Genomic DNA, 17,179 nt, shown 5'->3' with positions numbered 1-17,179 from the left:
TTATTGTGAGTGTAAAAGCTTATTTTAGATAAGAGCGTAGAAGATGGCCGATTTCCGACATCCGTGCGGCGCGTTGATCGCTGGTAGTCTCCCCTGCGACCAGCTCATCTTTCAGATGGATTTCCACCATTTCGCCCATCAACCCGTTCGCCGCGCCGCGCACGGCAGCGATTTGTTGCAAGATGGCAATGCACGGATCGCCATTTTCCAGCGCGCGTTCCAGCGCATCGACCTGGCCGCGAATGCGCCTGACCCGGGTCAGAATACGTTTTTTGTCTTCAGGTGAATGTGGCATTTGCCCTCCAGTATACTATAGGGGGGTATACTACATGAAGTTGCAGGTGATTGTAATAGTAATTTTTTTATTAATACCAGGCGAAAGGACACTGGCGGTGTAATTCCACTCTTCTGGCAGATAAAATTGAATATAATTCCCTGGCCGTTATAATCACAGTTTATTTATTTACGGTGGGAGTAACCATGAAAATTACGGAAGATTCAATATTCAGGATGTTTGAAGGTACGAAGCAGTTAGTATTAGGGGCTTTTATAGCCGCGATGACGGGCACGTTAATTTTGATGCAATCAGGCTATTACTCAATAAGCAAAGCGCCACTGATAGCAGCTACGATGGTGCTAATGGTCATCATTGCCGGTTTTATTGCAATGCTTTTTTCGCCAATAACGTATAAGACCGCCAAAATATTTGACATTGCTTCAAATAAAACGTTATGCAGAATAATTTCCGGCGTATTTTTCCTGCTCTATTTAATCATCACTACGTTACTCGTCAATTTTATTGCGGTCTCAATTTTTGGCAAACACGATGCAGAAGATATGAGCTTATTATTTTTCGTTGGATGCTTTATCGTAAGCGTGGTGCAAAGCCGTCGGTATTTTAAACTCATTACAGCGTAGGCAGAGAAATAAAAGCCGCGACCGGTACAGGTCGCGACTGGATTGGAACATTAAGATACGGTAAATATCCTGATTCTACCGGACACTGTCGTTTGATAATAGTTGTCCCTGCATGTTAGATGATACATGAAGGAGCTGTCTTTGGTGATATCATTGAAATCAAATCTGACACGATCGGTACTGCCACCTGGCCAGTAGATAATGAAACGCCTGATTGTTCCCCACTCAATGTGTAGGTATAGGTGAATCCACCGGGTTTTTGGTCAAATATTGAACTGTCGACATGATAAACTCCGAATGGGCTACCGGTATCATATGTAACTGTAAGAATAATACCAAAATCTGAGGCAGGCCATTGATCAATAATTTGATAACTCACTGATGCACTCATAATTGTCTACTCCTCAAATGAATCATAAAATTTAATTTTCTTGCAAGCGTGCATCTGGCATGAAATATTCCGGGTGAGATATGTACTGCTGCAGCGTTATTTTATGTATAAGCAGTGCGTCATCTTAAACAAATTATAAAGTCTGTGATTCTTCTTAATTAAAAATAAGCAATGGAATTATTTACTTGAATTGTTCAGAAAAACAAAAGCAAAGCATTGCAAACGATTGTAGACTGTAGCATGAGGACTTATTTAAGTCGTTCATCTCGTTCTGTTGTTTTTTGCAGGTGATGATTTTTGGTATTTATTAATATGTTGCAGTTTTGGCGCAAGGTGAAACAAGGAAAGCAAATTTAGTTATTTCCTGAGCAAACAGCGAGTATGCGAATAATCAAAGACAGGATGCTGGCAGTGCTGTTTACCCCTGAACTTACAACCTCCGGTCAGTATATTCAGGGCGTATTATTATGCATCAACAATGATATCACTTGCAGGCACACACTGGCATGCGAGGAATGTATCGCTTTGCGCTGAATCAGCATCACTTAAAGATTCCACTTCGCCAGTTTTAACTTTTACGGCGCAGCAGCCACATACACCAACACGGCATCCGCCGGCCATCGGGATGTGATTTTTCTCCGCGAACTGTAAAAGCGTACCGGAATCCGCACTCCACAGCAGCGTTTTTCCTGTTTTTGCAAAGGTAACATTATAGCTCGCTTTCGTCGTGGCAATACGTCTGCCAGGAGGTGTGAACAGCTCTTTGAAAATATCGAAAGAAAAGACCCCCCGGCGAATCAAACCTGTTTCCAGGCTACTTACCATGGCATCCGGCCCGCATAAATAAAAGCGTGCACGTGCATTGATTAAATTTTCTGCAAAGATACCAGCACTGATAAACCCGCGATATTGGTAATCGCGCCCGATAAGATCACTTGCCTTTGGTTCCTGATAAACATTCACAATATTTAAATGGGGGATCTGCTGCGCCAGCATGTGTAATTGCTGGCGAAACGCATGGTGATCGCTATTACGGTTTGCGTAATAAAGCCATATATCAGCGCCGTGCTCCTGTGGGTTTAACGATGACAGATAACTGATGAAAGGAGTAATACCGATCCCCCCTGCCACCATAACAACCGGTGCTGGCCGGTGTCGGGGGATAATAAAAGCACCATCAGGCGCGGTGAGCGTCACCTCATCACCGACCCGCAACTGCTCATGGACCCAGGACGATACCTGCCCTTTCCAGGCATTGCCTTTATTATCTGTGCCTTTGCTTAATTTTACCGAAATGGTATAGCGGTTTTGACCTGCGGCACTACTTAGCGTATACGCCCGGCAAATACCTTCCGGTTCACCGGCGCAAAAAACACGCAAAATAACGTCCTGGCCTGGTTGCCAGTCTGGTAATGAATAACCATCGGTTGGGATAAAACTGATGCTTTTTACATCAGCTGTTTCATTAACAATGCGGGAAACGGTGAATATACGCTCCCCTTTCCAGGCAAGAGAACTGCCGATGCGTCGGACGGCACAATTTTCCATGCGCAATGGTACAGAACCGCTGATTGCATCTACCGTCTCATAATTAACTAAGGCGTTATAATTGCTGTTGCACTCGCCTCTGACAGGTAGCTCCGGTTGATTCAGATCCACGCAGCCTTGCCACCAGCCATATTCCGCAATCACCACATCATCGTTAATCGCATCGTCAATTTTGGCTGTAAATCGCGCCTTTCCGCTTGCGGTCACGACCTCTATCCAGTCTTTATTTTCTATGCCCTGCAGATTTGCGACAGCCCGACTGATAATCGCCTGCGGGTCGGGCGCTCTGCGACGCAAACTGACCAGGCTTCGATGCTGGCTATGGCAGAACAAGGGATGTTTCATTGTGGTCAGACGCAGCGGAAAGTTCTCGTCCTGTTGCGCTAACGAATGGAATTCCGGCACCGGAGGATAACCATGGCGAAAAAGTTTTTCACTGTATAGCTCCACTTTGCCGGTTTCAGTGGCAAAACCCGCAGGTATCCCGGTTTGCGGGTGCGGCAGGCTGTATTTCTTCTCGTGATTCACCAGATTCAGCGTGATACCGCCCGGATGCTGGCGCAGAAGTGTCGTCGTCAGCCCGCTGGGTTGTAAAATATGATTAAAAGCAGCATCGACATCGCCATGAAAAAAAGCCTCTTCCAGACCCATCCGACAGGCCAGTTGGAAAACAATTGCATAATCCGGCTGCGACTGCCCTTGTGGCGGTACCAGCCGGGGGCGAAGCTGTACGTGTGCCTGCGCGCGTGCGGATATTTCAAAACCAATTTTCAGCGCCTCCCGCTCCCATAAGGTGCATGCCGGGAGCAAAATATCGGCAAACCGGGCCGTGGGCGTAACAAAGTGGTCGCAGTGGACATGAAACTCCAGTTGTTTCAGTGCCGCCACGGCAGTATCGACGTTACCATGTGAAGACAACATATTGGCGCCGAAACACACGAATGCACGCACGGGATAAGGTTGTCCATCGAGGATAGCGCGCTGTAAATCCGCTGTAGCGATATAACCGTTGGCGGGAGGCCCTAAAGGACGCTCTGATAAACCCAACGCTTTATTTCTTTGTTCTTGCGGACACAATGTATATTTGTTGACCTGATTCGTTGGCGGTGAGGCGTAAATACGGTTGCCGCCGCATATATCGAACGCGCCTGTGAGCGCATAAAATATCGCTATTGCCCGCTCTGACTGTGTAGCATTCAAACTCTGTGCGATACCTACCCAGGCATGGTAAGCAATACGGGAGGAATTGGCGATTAATAATATCGCCTCTTTTAATTTCTCAGCAGTAATTCCTGTCAGCTTTGCAACATAATCGAGATTATAAGGCGCGACGGCCTGTTGTAATTTAACCAGCGAAGGGGTGCATAACACTGTTCTGCCATTATGTAATAAGACGGAAAAACCACCTGATAATGCAGCGCGTTGATAAAAATCTTTATTACCCGCTACATTCGGGGTACAGGGTCGCAGTGTGTTTTTATTATTGTCCCAGATCAAGTAATGGTTACTTTCCCGATCCGGGTCTATATCATTTTCACGCAAAAATAACCCCGTTTCGTCATTCACCAGTAAGGGGGCATTTGTCCAGTTGCGAACAAACGAAACGTCAAATTGCTTTTCGGATAAAAGTTGATGAATTAACCCCATGGCTAACACTAAATCGGTGCCTGGGTTTATATTGAGCCAGACGTCAGCTGATGCGGCGAGCTCAGTATGGCGGGGATCGATGACCAGCATTTTAGCGCCGCGCTTGCGCCCTTCTCCGATTGCGCTGGCCTGAGCAAGCCAGGTCGCGGCCGGGTTATTTCCCCACAGGATAATCAACTCAGCATTTTTATAATCCGCTGCGGGCATTGCGCAACCAAACGTAAAAGTATGAGCCACGTCTTTATGCCAGTTACACACCTCTGCGTTGTAATACATATTTGGGCTGCCGTACAGCCGGACAAAACGCTCAATCCACTCCACGCTGTCAATAATAGGTGTGCCACTGGGTGTTGTGACTCCAAATGCAACGGATTCTGCGCCGCTTTCTTTTTTATACCTTAATAACTTTTCTGCTATTTCATCCAGCGCGTCTTTCCAGCTTATACGCTCCCAGCCTGGATCTTCGCTCTCTTTTGAACGGGTTCTGCGTAGCGGCCAAAGAACGCGATTTTCGCTGTAAATCAGCTCTGGCGCGGCTTTGCCTTTCAGGCATACCGCTCCGCTTGTCGGGTGGTTCTGATCCGCCTGGACATTTGTCAATCGCCCGCCGGTTATCTCATTTAAAGTTCCACAGCGGGATCGGCATAATGCGCAATATCCCTGGATAAGCTTACTTTTCATTTTTAGCGCTCTGGTTATGGGCTTATCTCAATAAACGTAGCGCTATAATAGTAAATAGAGCAACAATTTTATCTAATATAATATATTTTATGAGAATAAATGACAAAATTGATTTTGGAAAAGGTAAGGAGATTGTTATGTAATTGATAGTTTTTTGAGTGAGTTATTTATTTGTCGTGTCGGTAAGAAACAAAATACGAAAGTCCATTTATCAACACTTAAAGATCTTTAACCGACAAAATGTAAAGAAAATTAAATATCCCCAATTCTTATTTTCCATCGTGAAGGATAATGAATATTATTAGATGGTCTGATGTTCATTTTTTCCAATTTATAACTGTTAAGCTTTTTCTTGAAAGTGCTATACCGCAAGGAGGTTGTATGCGATGGAATATTACAGAGATGCTGGTGTCGCCAGGCACCAGAATGGCTTTTGCAAAAGCAGGACTCACCAATGAATTATCAGTGATTATTTGGTATGAAGGTCTTTACTTCTTGCGCCCCGGAAATATCCTGCATACAACGTCACTGGGGGTCTTTGTTGATGGCGAAGAGCGTGATTTTACTATTATTCATTCTATGCCCTGGTCTGCTGAAACCTGGGAGAAACTGAAAACGAAAACTAATTGCCCAGGAAACTATAATAAAAGTTTACGATCTTGCGATACGCAGGATATGTGTTTGTTCGAACTTTGTCCCTATGGCATAAAAATGGTGGAATAAATAAGAGAAGCCGGTGAGTTTCCCCACCGGATATATTTTATCGTTTTAATGGCTGCCCTGCCGTTTCACGGGCGCGTAATACGGTAAGGAATGTAATAAGCGCAGCGGCCATCACATAAAATGCTGGCGAAAATTTGTTACCCGTGCTGGTAATAAGCCAGGCGGAGAACCACGGGGTAATACCACCGAAAAAGGCAACGGCAAAATTATAGGCCATCGATAGACCGCCATAGCGAACGCTGGTTGGAAAAAGTTCCGCCATCGCGGCCGTACAGGCGCCATCAAAGGCAGCGATAAACGCCCCCAGCATCACCATTGCCAGCACGGCGGAAAGCACATCGCCGTTGGCCATCACCATCATTGCCGGGTAGCTGAGCAAAATAAACCCGGCGCAGCCTGCCAGCATCAGCGGTTTGCGGCCATATATATCTGACAAATACCCCATAAACGGCACCAGCACGGCGACCGAAAAAAGACCGATAGTGGTTATCGCATACGCATTGAGTTTAGAAAAATGCAGTTCGGTCGAAAGGTAACCCGGCATAAAGGTTTGCAGCGTCCAGTGCCCTACTGCTTTGATAACCACGAAGCCTACACAAAACAGCAGTGCTTTCCACGCGGTTGTGACAGCTTTACGTAGCGGTGCCGATTCGGTTTTCCCTTCTTTTAGTGCCGCAAGGAATTCCGGCGAGTCCTCCAGGTGCTGTCGCAAATACAGCCCCACCCACCCAAGCGGCCCGGCGATTAAAAAAGGAATGCGCCAGCCCCAGTCGTTCATCGCGCTTTCACCTAGCGTGGCAGTCAGTAAAAACACCAGCCCGGAACCGACAACAAATGCCATAAACCCAAAGTTATCTATCCAGCACGTCACATAACCACGACGTTTGTCCGGCGCGTATTCTGCCAGATAAGTAGTCACACCTGAGCTTTCTCCCCCGGCAGCAAACCCCTGGACCAGGCGGGTTATGACCAGTAAAACCGTGGCCGTAATACCGATCTGGTGATACGTGGGCAAAAGCCCCATCACAAAGGTTGCGCCGGAGGTCAGCAGAATCACTGTCGCCAGTACCTTCTGCCGCCCTTTTCTGTCGCCAAGCGAGCCAAAAAACAGCCCGCCCAGTGGGCGCATCACAAACCCCGCGCCAAACACGGCAAAAGAGGAGAGCAGCGCGACGCTTGGCTCTGCAGCCTGGAAAAATTGCAGGCCAATGATGGCGGCCAGCGTGCCGTAGAGACCAAAGTCGAACCACTCAACAAAGTGACCAATACCTGTGGCGAGTAAAACTTTACGTAATTTGCGTGATGCGTTGGCCCCATCCTGGGTAGCCAACCGATCCAGAGACTCCTGAACTGGCTGTGTCATATTCCCTCCATCTGCGATAGTGTTTCTATAATAGATATACTATCTATACTGCTTGCACGAATTTCACGCAGTACAGATGGCGCGAAATGTGATTTCTGCCGGGCTTTGACTGCTAAAAAGTCAGGCAGGATCACATTTTACCTGAGCCAGAATAAGAAAACCCCGCATTATGCGGGGCCGGAAAGCGGAGGTTAGCGGCCTCTTTTAGGCAGCATTCTCAGTAGCGTATTGTCTTTAAAGACATAATGATGGAGCAGCGCCGCCGCAGCGTGCAGGCCAAGGACCACATAGCCTAACTTTGCAAGCGTAATGTGATACTCCTTGAGCGTATCGACTAACTCAAAATTTGACTCAGCGGCATGGGGCATCACAAAACCAAACGCGACCCACGGGCCGCCACGGTTATACATCATGAGCAGTCCGAGAATGGGCAGGATAATAAATAGCAGATAAATCACCAGATGGCCCAAATGCGCCAGGCCCGTCATCATCGGCGCAGGCTTCGGCACGATAGGCGGCGACGGTTTTTTCAGGCGCACCAGCAAACGCGCCACCATCAACACCAGTACGCTGATGCCACAAGAGACGTGCGTAATATTAAAGTAAGGACGATAGCTGCGCGGCGCTAAACCGCGAAATTCCATGGCGCAATACGCGATAACAACCAACAAAAACACCAGCCAGTGGATGGCGATTTGAATCCCGGAGTAATGACTGCGCATACACTTTCCTAAAAGAAAACAAACAGAACGCCAACATAGCTGGCTTTAATTAAAAAATCATTAACTTTGCTCTAACCCCTTAAGGAGTCGAATCGCGTGAAAGATATCAGTCCTGAAGTGCTATTAACAATGATGGAGTCGGCGGTTGCACGCGCTATCACTTTCCCGGTCTGGCCGCAGGGAGACGCTCCCGGCGCAAAAACAAGCACGGCCCATTTTCACCTCGAAGAGCAACACACGGGTGAGTCAAAACTTGACCGCTCGGTGACCGGCGTGCGTGCACCACAAATAACCGTCTATGCGTCGCAAAACCCGAACGGCGCAGGCATTTTAGTCACACCCGGAGGCGCATATCGCCGCGTGGTGCTGGACAAAGAAGGCAGTGCATTGGCGGCCAGTTTCAATGCCAAAGGGTATACGTTATTTGTGATGACCTATCGTTTGCCGGGCGATGGGCATGCAGAAGGGGCTGATGCCCCGCTCGCCGATGTGCAACGGGCAATGCGCACCCTGCGCGCCCGCGCGGCAGACTTTCAGCTGGATCCCGAGCGGATTGGCATCCTTGGCTTCTCCGCGGGCGGTCATGCCGCAGCAAGCCTCGGGGTACGCTATAAAGAAACCGTGTACCCGGCGCAGGATGTTATCGATAACGAAAGCGCCCGTCCGGCTTTTATGGCGCTGATTTACCCGGTCATCACCATGCAGGCTGATATCGATCATACTGTTTCGCGCCAGCAATTGATTGGCGATACTCCTGATGCTGAGCAAATCCGCTGCTACTCAATGGAGCAAATGGCGGATGGCTCAACCCCGCCGACCTTTTTGCTCCATGCGGTCGATGACCCCTCGGTAAAAGTGGAAAACAGCGTGGTGATGTTCACAGCGTTACGCCGTCTTGGTGTACCGGTGGAAATGCACTTGTTTGAACAGGGAAAACATGGCTTCGGGATCCGCGACGCGCTGGGGCTGCCGGTTGCGGTCTGGCCGGAGCTATTGATGTCATGGATTGCCACAAAGGTGTGATGTGCGCCCCCGTCCTGCGTGACGGGGGCAACAGCTCAGGATTGCAGATAGACCATCTGGGTTTGCAGATATTCGTTCAGACCGTGGCGCCCATCGGCTCCCCCGATGCCGGATTTACGCCAGCCCGCATGGAAGCCCTGCATCGCTTCAAAGTTCTCCCGGTTAATATAGGTTTCACCGAATTTGAGACCGCGCACGGCTTTCATCGCCGAGTGCAAATCCGTGGTATACACCGAGGAGGTCAGACCATAGTCGCTGTCGTTCGCCATCGCCAGCGCCTCATCCAACGTATCGAAAGCCACCACCGGCAAAACCGGCCCAAAGGTCTCTTCATGCATAATCGCCATATCCTGGCGGACATCCAGCAAAAGCGTTGGCGGGTAAAAGTAGCCTTTCCCCTTTACCGCTTCGCCGCCGAGCGCAATACGCGCGCCTTCCGATACGGCGCGCGCCACCTTTTCTTCAACGCGTGCCAGCGCGGCGGCATTAATCAGCGGCCCCATAGCAATGTCGTCGCGTTGTGCCGGATCGCCAAACTGCACGGCCTGTAACGCTTCGCCCAGGCGATTAACAAAACTGTCATAGATGCCTTTTTGCACATAGACACGCTCGACGCAGTTACACACCTGCCCGCTATTGATAACACGAGAGTCGACAATGGCTTTTACGGCCAGTTCCAGCGAAGCATCATCCAGCACAATCGCAGGCGCTTTTCCACCCAGTTCCAGGCAGACTTTGGTGATATTTTTCGCGGCGGCCGCCATGATTTTCTCGCCCGCCGCAACGCTACCGGTCATGCTGACCATCGCCACGTTGGGGTTACCGGCCAGCTCCTGACCCACGGTCTCTCCGCGGCCAAGCACCAGATTGAAAACACCTGCTGGCAACCCTACGTCATGGACGATTTTAGCGAATGCAACGGCATTGTTCGGCGTGAATTCACTGGGCTTAACCACGATGGTGTTACCGGTAATCAGCGCAGGTGCCATTTTGCGTGCAATCAAAAAGAACGGGAAATTCCACGGCAGAATGCCGGTCGTCACGCCAAGCGCGCGTTTGAAGACAAAAATGTTTTCATTGGGACGATCGCTTTGTAAGATTTCACCTTCATAGCGGCGCGCCCATTCAGCCATATAGTCGATGTAATCAGCGGTAAATGAGACTTCAACGTCGGCCAGCTGGCGAGTTTTGCCGCCTTCGGCAACAATCAGCGCGCTAATTTCGCGCTGTTTTTCACGAATGCCAGCTGCAATTTTTCGCAGCCAACCCGCGCGTTCGATGGCCGGTAGCGCTTCCCATGACGGTTGCGCGCGCTTAGCCGCATCGATGGCTTTGCGCGCATCTTCTGCGCCACCGTCAGGAATACGCGACAAGATTTCTTCCGTTGCCGGGTTCACCACATCGAGCCAGTTATTGCCCTGCCAGCTAACAAACTGCCCATCAATATACATTGGATGTTGTACGGGGGTCGTCATGATCTTCTCCGGTAATAACATTGTTTTTAACAGGTGAAATGTTTGTTAAAAATATATCCCGCCAGAGGAATACCAAAGATAACCGGCCTGCTTTTGTGAGAGGACTCGCGATAAATCGTGCCGAGCGACCGTTCGCGGTAAGTTACGCAAACGGTCAATGATTCAGAGAGAGCGGCTGGAAAGCGCGTCGCGCAGCGTGACGTCAGTGGAGAGAATCTGCCATGCTTCTTCAATATGAGGCGGGAAATCGATATGGATCAGGTAATCACGCCCTTTTGGTCCGTAGCCATTCACATCATCGCGCAGCCGCGGCACTTCACCGAGTATCAGCGAAAGATAGCGTTCCACCGGCCACACTCCTTTTTGCGCTGGCTGGAAACGTAGCCCGTCCGGTGTGTTAATCAGAGAAGGTGTAAAACCTGGCCAGCTGAGCCAGTGCGGCGCGTCGGGGCAGTCCTGACTAACACGCGCAAATGTCGCCATCGTGCGGCGCTGCATGGTAGGGTCCTGCACGACCACTACTGTTTTCGGCTTGATTTGCCTGCTTTGCAACAAATCCAGGCTAAATCGCGCATTTTCACCACAATTGGTGGACTTGTCTTCCACCAGAAGTTTATCACCGTCGATGTTCCAGAACTGGCGGGCGATATCTGCAAGAATAGCCGCTTCGCTGCGCCCGGTAGTGCGTATGGCGTTATACCGGGGATGGCGTGCAATCGCTGCATAAAGAAATGTGGTGGAGTGCCCAACGCCGCCGCTTATCAATAGCGGGGACTGCTGCGTTGCGGCTAAAGCACAAGCAGCATCAATGGTAGGAATGACCGCGTTACCGGCCAGGATCACCATATCTGCACGGATTGGCGTGGGTTTTCCGGTAAAATCGTTTTGTGCCAGCCATTCACCTACGGTATTGGCTGCTGCTCGTGTCCTTTCTGGTAAGGCAGGGAAAGTCGTTATCATAAAACCTCCTTCTTATCGCTTGCTCCATACTGGCAGGTTGATGCTACCTGAACAGGGGATCACTCCGAAACCGTTTTTGTATGCCTTGTTTTGCTAAATAATTAAAGTGATGCCTTTAAAATCAAACATAACTCATTAAGTTACTCAGTACCTTATGTAGTGTTATTTTAATTTCAGACGTTTCATCGTGTAGAACATTGGCTGTTTATAAATTGAGCAGCTATCTTTTTAAATAACGAAGGGAGTCAAAGGAGCCGTGGCTAAATTATTTGGCATTTTTACTGCACGGAGCGCACAGTACCTTTTTGCTATTACTTTATAACAATAAAGTTATAATTATAAGAGTAAAGGAGTTTTATTGGTCCGGGCAGTCATTGTTGTCAACAGACAGTTATATAAATGCTATTAAATACATCGGATAGTAAATGCGCGTGTTTAATATAACGGGCATCATGTTCATTGTTGTAGCGACTTGCATGATTGCAAGAGTATTTTTCGATATTCTACTGCAATATGTGATGCTTGCATAAATAAATGATTATTTTTTGACAGCAAATGTTATATTTCGCCGGGGGATGGCAGTGCTTTTACCTAACTAACTGATTATTTTACCGGGATGCAGGAGTAGTATGATCCCATGCAGAGTGCCGCTTCCGCGCGGTATAATAACACGGGCACCGAAGGGCAGACTCCACCCTGCTCTTCGGTGTTATAATTTTATATAATAAAACTATCACACTGGCTGTTTTTTTCTCCACTGAACGTATCCTTTTCTAATTTAATAAGCTTTAAAAAATAAGAAACATCACTCGTTATTATTGGTTTGCGTATTTAGAAAATTGCTATACTTAAGACAAAGGCAGGATATAAGTCTCAGTCAAAACCACCTGTTGACAATGCCTTTGATGCGAATAATATTTTTAATATTCTTGTTATTTGCAAAACGAATTGTCTTATTTCTTTATCGTAAGACACTACCCGCTATTTAATACACATACGCATTCATTAATTATAGAGGTAATATATAGCTGATATTATTTTAGATCCCATCCCCGGGTATTATGCAACAGACGCTTTTGTTCAGGATGGTAGTGTTGTAATCCAGCAGCAGGGATATAGCGATATGGTTCCGCCGCAATCCAGAAAGATAATTGTTGTAGCTTACCTTAGTATTCCTAACCTTGGCAATGTCCCGGTTCCTGTTTATGAAAACAACAATCCTGAAATGGTGGATTTAGGCAATGGTTCTAAAGGAGCTAAATTCCCTGCGGAATGGACGGGATATCAACGTATATATATTTTTATAGAAGTCCAGCCTGATGGCTACGAAGTAGCTCATGAATATAAATCCAGAGAGGAATCTGGAGTGCTGACAGAAAAGGGAGCAGAAACCACCAGTTAATATCTCCCCGGAGAGCGGGTTTCCCCGTTCTCCGGGACATACATCCCCTCCTCTCGCGCTTTATCAACACACCCTCTCCACGTGTTCTCTTTTTTTCGTCTACCCTTGCATTACTTGTTCTAACCCTTTTAAATGATTAGCCTGTTAATTATCAACCCTGGTCGATAAGCTGTAACCTGAGGTACACAAGAAAGAATGCGTCAGCCGAAAAGCGATCCTTATGCACCGCGTGAGTGGGCTCCCCATGAAAAACCGATGCTGCTGGGTTCTCCCTCCACGCCCTTTCACAGCACACCAAGACGTATCGCTTACGGTATTGTTGGCCTGCTGGTTTGTATGACCGGCGCGCTGGGCAATGCGATGGTGACAGCGAACCTGCAAAATTTACAAGGTACGTTTGCCGCCTGGTCAACTGAAATTGCCTGGCTGCCGGCTGTCTATGTAATGACCAATGTTTCCATCAACCTGCTGCTGGTCAAATTCCGCCAGCAATACGGTCTGCGCGCCTTCACGGAAGGTTTTCTGGTGCTCTATGTGCTGGTCACCTTTTTTCACTTATTTATTAACGATCTCAACTCGGCGCTGTTAGTTCGGGCGGCACACGGCATGGTTGCGGCGGCGCTGAGTTCGCTTGGCATCTATTACCAGATACAGGCATGGCCCGCGAAACATCGCCTTAAAGCGCTAACTATTGGCATCACCGGCTCCTCACTCGCCATCCCTCTGGCACGCCTGTTCTCAACCGAACTGCTGCAACTGGATGAGTGGCGCGGCCTTTATCTGTTCGAGCTGGGGCTGGCGCTTATCTCGCTTGGCTGCGTCATCTTGCTGAAGCTGCCGCCGGGCGATCGTAAAAAAGTGTTCGAGAAGAAGGATTTTATCACCTTCTTTTTACTGGCCCCCGGTATGGCGCTGCTCTGCGCGGTGCTATCTATGGGGCGCCTCGACTGGTGGCTTGAAGCGCCGTGGATTGGCTGGTCGCTGGCCGCAGCCATAGTACTGATCGTGTCGGCAATTGTTTTCGAGCACAATCGTACTAACCCTCTGCTCAACACCCGCTGGCTCTCCAGCGGCAGTATCGTGCGCCTTGGGTTAATTATGGTGTTGATTCGCATCGTGCTGGCTGAACAAAACACCGGGATTTATGCCTGGCTGCAATATGTCGGTTTGCAGAACGAACAGATGTCCCGCCTTGCCTGGTCTATCCTTGCCGGGATCGTCTGCGGCATCGTTGCCAGTTGCCTGACCATAAAACCGCAGCGTCTGGCCTGGCCGATCGTCACTTCGCTGGCGTTGATGGTGGCAGCCTCGCTCATGGACAGCCACTCGACCAGTCTGACTCGTCCGGATCAGCTGATGCTCAGCCAGTTTTTGCTCGGGTTTGCCAGCGCGTTTTTTATCGCTCCCGCAATGCTCGCTGGCATCGGTGGCGTGGTCGCCGAACCGCGAAACCTGGTCAGCTTCTCGGTGCTCTTTGGCATGAGCCAGAACATTGGTGGCTTACTTGGCTCCGCTGTTCTCGGCACCTTTCAAACCTGGCGGGAAAAGTATCACTCCAGCCTATTGGCCGACCAGCTCACCACGCTAAACCCTTTAGTGAATGAGCGTTTGCAGCTCTATAGCCAAATGTATCAAAGCACGTTAAATGACAGCACATTGTTAAGTGCCCAGGCCACAACGCAGTTGCAAACGCTCAGCACGCGGGAGGCGAATATTCTGGCTTATAACGACACTTACCTTCTGACGGCCAGTATAGCGGCTGCCACTCTGGTATGGATTTTGTGGCGCTTATTGCGTCTACGTATTACTGCCCGACTGACATTGAAACGGGCAACTGGAAGCAAATAATGATTTTACGAGAGTATCTATGAGCCAGCAGGAAGCAGCCAAAGCGCGGGAAAATACCCGCAGTAACGTGCGGATCGTGTCTATCTTTACCGCAGCCGCCATCGTTGTGGTCGGCGTACTGGTTATCCTTTACGCCTGGCAACTTCCCCCTTTTACCCGCCAGACACAGTTTACGGATAATGCCTATGTGCACGGGCAGACAACATTTATCAGCCCGCAGGTTAACGGCTATATCACCGAGGTCGCCACGCAGGATTTCGCCTGGGTAAAAAAAGGCAGTCTGATTATGCAGATTGACGACCGTATTTACCGCCAGCGTGTCCACCAGGCGCAGGCAACCCTCGCGATGAAACAGGCGGCACTGGAAAATAATATACAGCAGCGCAAAAGCGCGCAGGCGATTATCAAACGTAATGAAGCCGCCCTTGCCAGCACCAAAGCGCAGAATCTGAAAGCGCAGGCCGATTTAAAACGCGTGAAAGAACTGGCTGCGGATGGCTCTCTTTCAGTGCGCGAGCGCGATGCGGCACTTGCCACCGCGGCGGAAAACACCGCCAACGTTGCGCAGGCGCAGGCCACGCTTGAAACTTCCCGCCAGGACTTGCAAACGACCATCGTCAATCATGCTTCATTGCAGGCCGATGTAGAAAGTGCCAAAGCGGCGCTGGAACTGGCGCAGATCGATTTACAAAACACCCGGATCGTTGCTCCGCGCGACGGACAACTGGGGCAGATAAGTGTGCGTCTTGGGGCATATGTTGCTGCCGGAACGCGACTGACGGCGCTGGTACCTTCCCAGCGTTGGGTGATAGCCAATCTCAAAGAGACGCAACTGGCCGATGTTCGCCTCGGCCAACCGGTGCGTTTCACCGTCGATGCGCTGGATGGCCGCGCTTTTGCTGGCCGTGTTGAAAGTATCTCACCGGCAACCGGTGTTGAATTCAGCGCAATCAGCCCGGATAACGCCACCGGTAACTTTGTTAAAATCGCGCAGCGTATACCGGTGCGCATTGCTGTTGATGGAAAAGCTGAAGAGCTGGCGCGCCTGCGCCCTGGGATGTCGGTGCAGGTTTACATCGATACAAAAGAGGTCGCGCAATGAGGAGCAGAGCGACTGCCGTCGCCCTGAGTCTGATACTGGCAGGCTGCCAGTCGGTTAATGTCCAGCAGGCAAACCCTTCGCTAAACATCCCGACAGCCTGGCGAAATGATACCGGTCCGCTGAGTAAAAACGACAGTCTGTGGTGGCGGAATTTTCATGACAGTCAGTTAAATCGCTATGTAGATCAAGGTTTACGCTATAACAGTGATGTCCTGATTGCCCGTGAGCGCGTCAATGAATATCAGGCGCGCGCGTATGCTGCCAACGGCGCGCTTTTCCCGGAACTGGATGCGCAGCTTTCAGCAACCCGTGCGCGCTCGCAATCTGCCGCGACCGGTTTGCCGGTTTATGGAACGGTTTATAAAGGCAACCTGACGGCCAGCTACGATGTGGATATCTGGGGAGTGAATCGCAATGCTGCACACGCAGCGGACGCGACGCTTGAGGCGCAAAAGGCAGCGGCGGCCGCTGCTGACTTAACGGTTGCGACCAATATCGCCAGTGGTTATCTCACGTTGTTGTCGCTTGATGAGCAGCTGCGCGTGACGCAAGCTACGTTAAAAGCGCGCGAAGAAGCCTGGCAACTCGCCCGCCGTCAGTATGAAACAGGCTATACTTCTCGTCTGGAGCTGATGCAGTCGGACACCGAATTGCGCTCAACCCGTGCCCAGCTGCCGGTATTACAGCGTCAAATCAGCCAGCAAGAGAATGCCCTGACCATTCTGCTTGGCAGCAACCCTGGCGCGGTTCAGCGCAGTCATTTTGCTACGCTGACCCCCCTAAAGCTGCCGTCACAGTTGCCATCGTCCTTGCTCAATCGTCGACCGGATGTTGTCCAGGCGCAGCGTCAACTGCTGGCTGCTGATGCGACGCTCAGGTCTTCACAGGCCAAACTGTTGCCGTCAATTAACCTGACGGCCAGCGGCAGCGTGCAGGATAATACTCTGCCTGGTTTGCTGGACAATCCGTTGCAGCTGTGGAGCCTGGGTGGCAGTATTCTCGCGCCGCTACTTAACCGCCAGGCGCTGAACGCCCAGGTGGATATCTCAATGTCCCAGCGTAACCAGGCGCTCTTTAGCTATGAAAAAACCGTACGCAATGCGTTTAAAGAAGTGAATGACAGTCTTGAGGCTATCACGCGTCTTGGCGAGCAACTGACCGAGCTGGAAGGCCAGCAGCAGGCTTCGCAGGAAACATTGCGCATTGCGCAAAACCGTTATCGTAACGGTTATTCCTCCTATCTGGACGTACTTGACGCCCAACGGACGCTCTTTTCCACACAACTGAATGTTGTACAGGTTAAAAATAATCTGTTACTGGCACAGGTTGATCTCTACCGCGCGCTGGGAGGTGGCTGGTCGGGGCTGAATTAAAAC

Annotated in this window: 14 protein-coding genes; 7 read left to right on the top strand and 7 right to left on the bottom strand. The window is 49.8% G+C overall.

The features are described 5' to 3' along the window. Nucleotides 1-19 precede the first annotated feature (19 nt). Entirely contained in the window at nt 20-295 is a 276-nt protein-coding gene (locus tag ACTU3N_RS09970) for a metal/formaldehyde-sensitive transcriptional repressor (RefSeq protein WP_443085968.1), read from the bottom strand. A gap of 185 nt (nt 296-480) precedes the next feature. On the opposite strand from ACTU3N_RS09970, the gene ACTU3N_RS09965 reads away from it, so the two are divergent. Then, nucleotides 481-918 carry a hypothetical protein gene (locus tag ACTU3N_RS09965; protein ID WP_443085967.1) on the top strand — a complete coding sequence of 146 codons (438 nt, stop codon included), beginning with the start codon at nt 481-483 and terminating at the stop codon, nt 916-918. A 115-nt stretch (nt 919-1,033) separates the two neighbouring features. On the opposite strand, the gene ACTU3N_RS09960 is transcribed toward ACTU3N_RS09965, so the two are convergent. After that, entirely contained in the window at nt 1,034-1,309 is a 276-nt protein-coding gene (locus tag ACTU3N_RS09960) for a hypothetical protein (protein ID WP_443085966.1), read from the bottom strand. Nucleotides 1,310-1,774: 465 nt separating this feature from the next. After that, nucleotides 1,775-5,185, bottom strand: a complete 3,411-nt coding sequence (locus ACTU3N_RS09955; protein WP_443085965.1) for a molybdopterin-dependent oxidoreductase — start codon at nt 5,183-5,185, stop codon at nt 1,775-1,777. 381 nt (nt 5,186-5,566) lie between these two features. Here ACTU3N_RS09955 and ACTU3N_RS09950 point away from each other — a divergent pair, with 381 nt between their 5' ends. After that, nucleotides 5,567-5,908, top strand: coding sequence for a hypothetical protein (locus ACTU3N_RS09950; RefSeq protein WP_443085964.1), 342 nt, complete (start codon nt 5,567-5,569; stop codon nt 5,906-5,908). Nucleotides 5,909-5,945: 37 nt separating this feature from the next. Here the strand turns inward: ACTU3N_RS09950 and ACTU3N_RS09945 are convergent, their stop codons facing one another. After that, on the bottom strand, nt 5,946-7,271 hold the full coding sequence (locus ACTU3N_RS09945) for an MFS transporter (protein WP_443085963.1): 1,326 nt from the start codon (nt 7,269-7,271) through the stop codon (nt 5,946-5,948). Between the two features lie 191 nt (nt 7,272-7,462). Then, a complete protein-coding gene (gene cybB / locus ACTU3N_RS09940; protein ID WP_443085962.1) occupies nt 7,463-7,993 on the bottom strand; it encodes a cytochrome b561 in 531 nt (176 codons plus the stop codon). A 96-nt stretch (nt 7,994-8,089) separates the two neighbouring features. Here cybB and ACTU3N_RS09935 point away from each other — a divergent pair, with 96 nt between their 5' ends. Further along, nucleotides 8,090-9,016 (top strand): alpha/beta hydrolase, encoded by a 927-nt coding sequence (locus ACTU3N_RS09935; RefSeq protein ID WP_443085961.1) that lies wholly within the window; start codon nt 8,090-8,092, stop codon nt 9,014-9,016. Between the two features lie 35 nt (nt 9,017-9,051). On the opposite strand, the gene aldA is transcribed toward ACTU3N_RS09935, so the two are convergent. Then, complete coding sequence (gene aldA, locus ACTU3N_RS09930) at nt 9,052-10,491, bottom strand: aldehyde dehydrogenase (protein ID WP_443085960.1); 1,440 nt, start codon at nt 10,489-10,491, stop codon at nt 9,052-9,054. A 162-nt stretch (nt 10,492-10,653) separates the two neighbouring features. Beyond that, nucleotides 10,654-11,451 carry a YdcF family protein gene (locus tag ACTU3N_RS09925; RefSeq protein ID WP_443085959.1) on the bottom strand — a complete coding sequence of 266 codons (798 nt, stop codon included), beginning with the start codon at nt 11,449-11,451 and terminating at the stop codon, nt 10,654-10,656. 1,123 nt (nt 11,452-12,574) lie between these two features. On the opposite strand from ACTU3N_RS09925, the gene ACTU3N_RS09920 reads away from it, so the two are divergent. From ACTU3N_RS09920 to ACTU3N_RS09905, 4 genes are all read left to right on the top strand, one after another. Then, nucleotides 12,575-12,853 carry a hypothetical protein gene (locus ACTU3N_RS09920; RefSeq protein WP_443085958.1) on the top strand — a complete coding sequence of 93 codons (279 nt, stop codon included), beginning with the start codon at nt 12,575-12,577 and terminating at the stop codon, nt 12,851-12,853. Between the two features lie 195 nt (nt 12,854-13,048). Further along, entirely contained in the window at nt 13,049-14,701 is a 1,653-nt protein-coding gene (locus tag ACTU3N_RS09915; RefSeq protein ID WP_443085957.1) for an MFS transporter, read from the top strand. Between the two features lie 19 nt (nt 14,702-14,720). After that, the gene (locus ACTU3N_RS09910; protein WP_443085956.1) at nt 14,721-15,803 is read left to right on the top strand and encodes an HlyD family secretion protein; all 1,083 of its coding nucleotides are present in this window, start codon (nt 14,721-14,723) and stop codon (nt 15,801-15,803) included. Then, nucleotides 15,800-17,176: an efflux transporter outer membrane subunit gene (locus ACTU3N_RS09905; RefSeq protein WP_443085955.1), complete on the top strand. Its 1,377-nt coding sequence runs from the start codon at nt 15,800-15,802 to the stop codon at nt 17,174-17,176. Before ACTU3N_RS09910 ends, ACTU3N_RS09905 begins: the two co-directional genes overlap by 4 nt. Nucleotides 17,177-17,179 lie beyond the last annotated feature (3 nt).

The sequence above is a fragment of the Vagococcus sp. WN89Y genome (assembly GCF_052220145.1).
Lineage (GTDB): Bacteria > Pseudomonadota > Gammaproteobacteria > Enterobacterales > Enterobacteriaceae > Kosakonia.
This window is presented reverse-complemented; position numbering and strand designations above follow the sequence as displayed.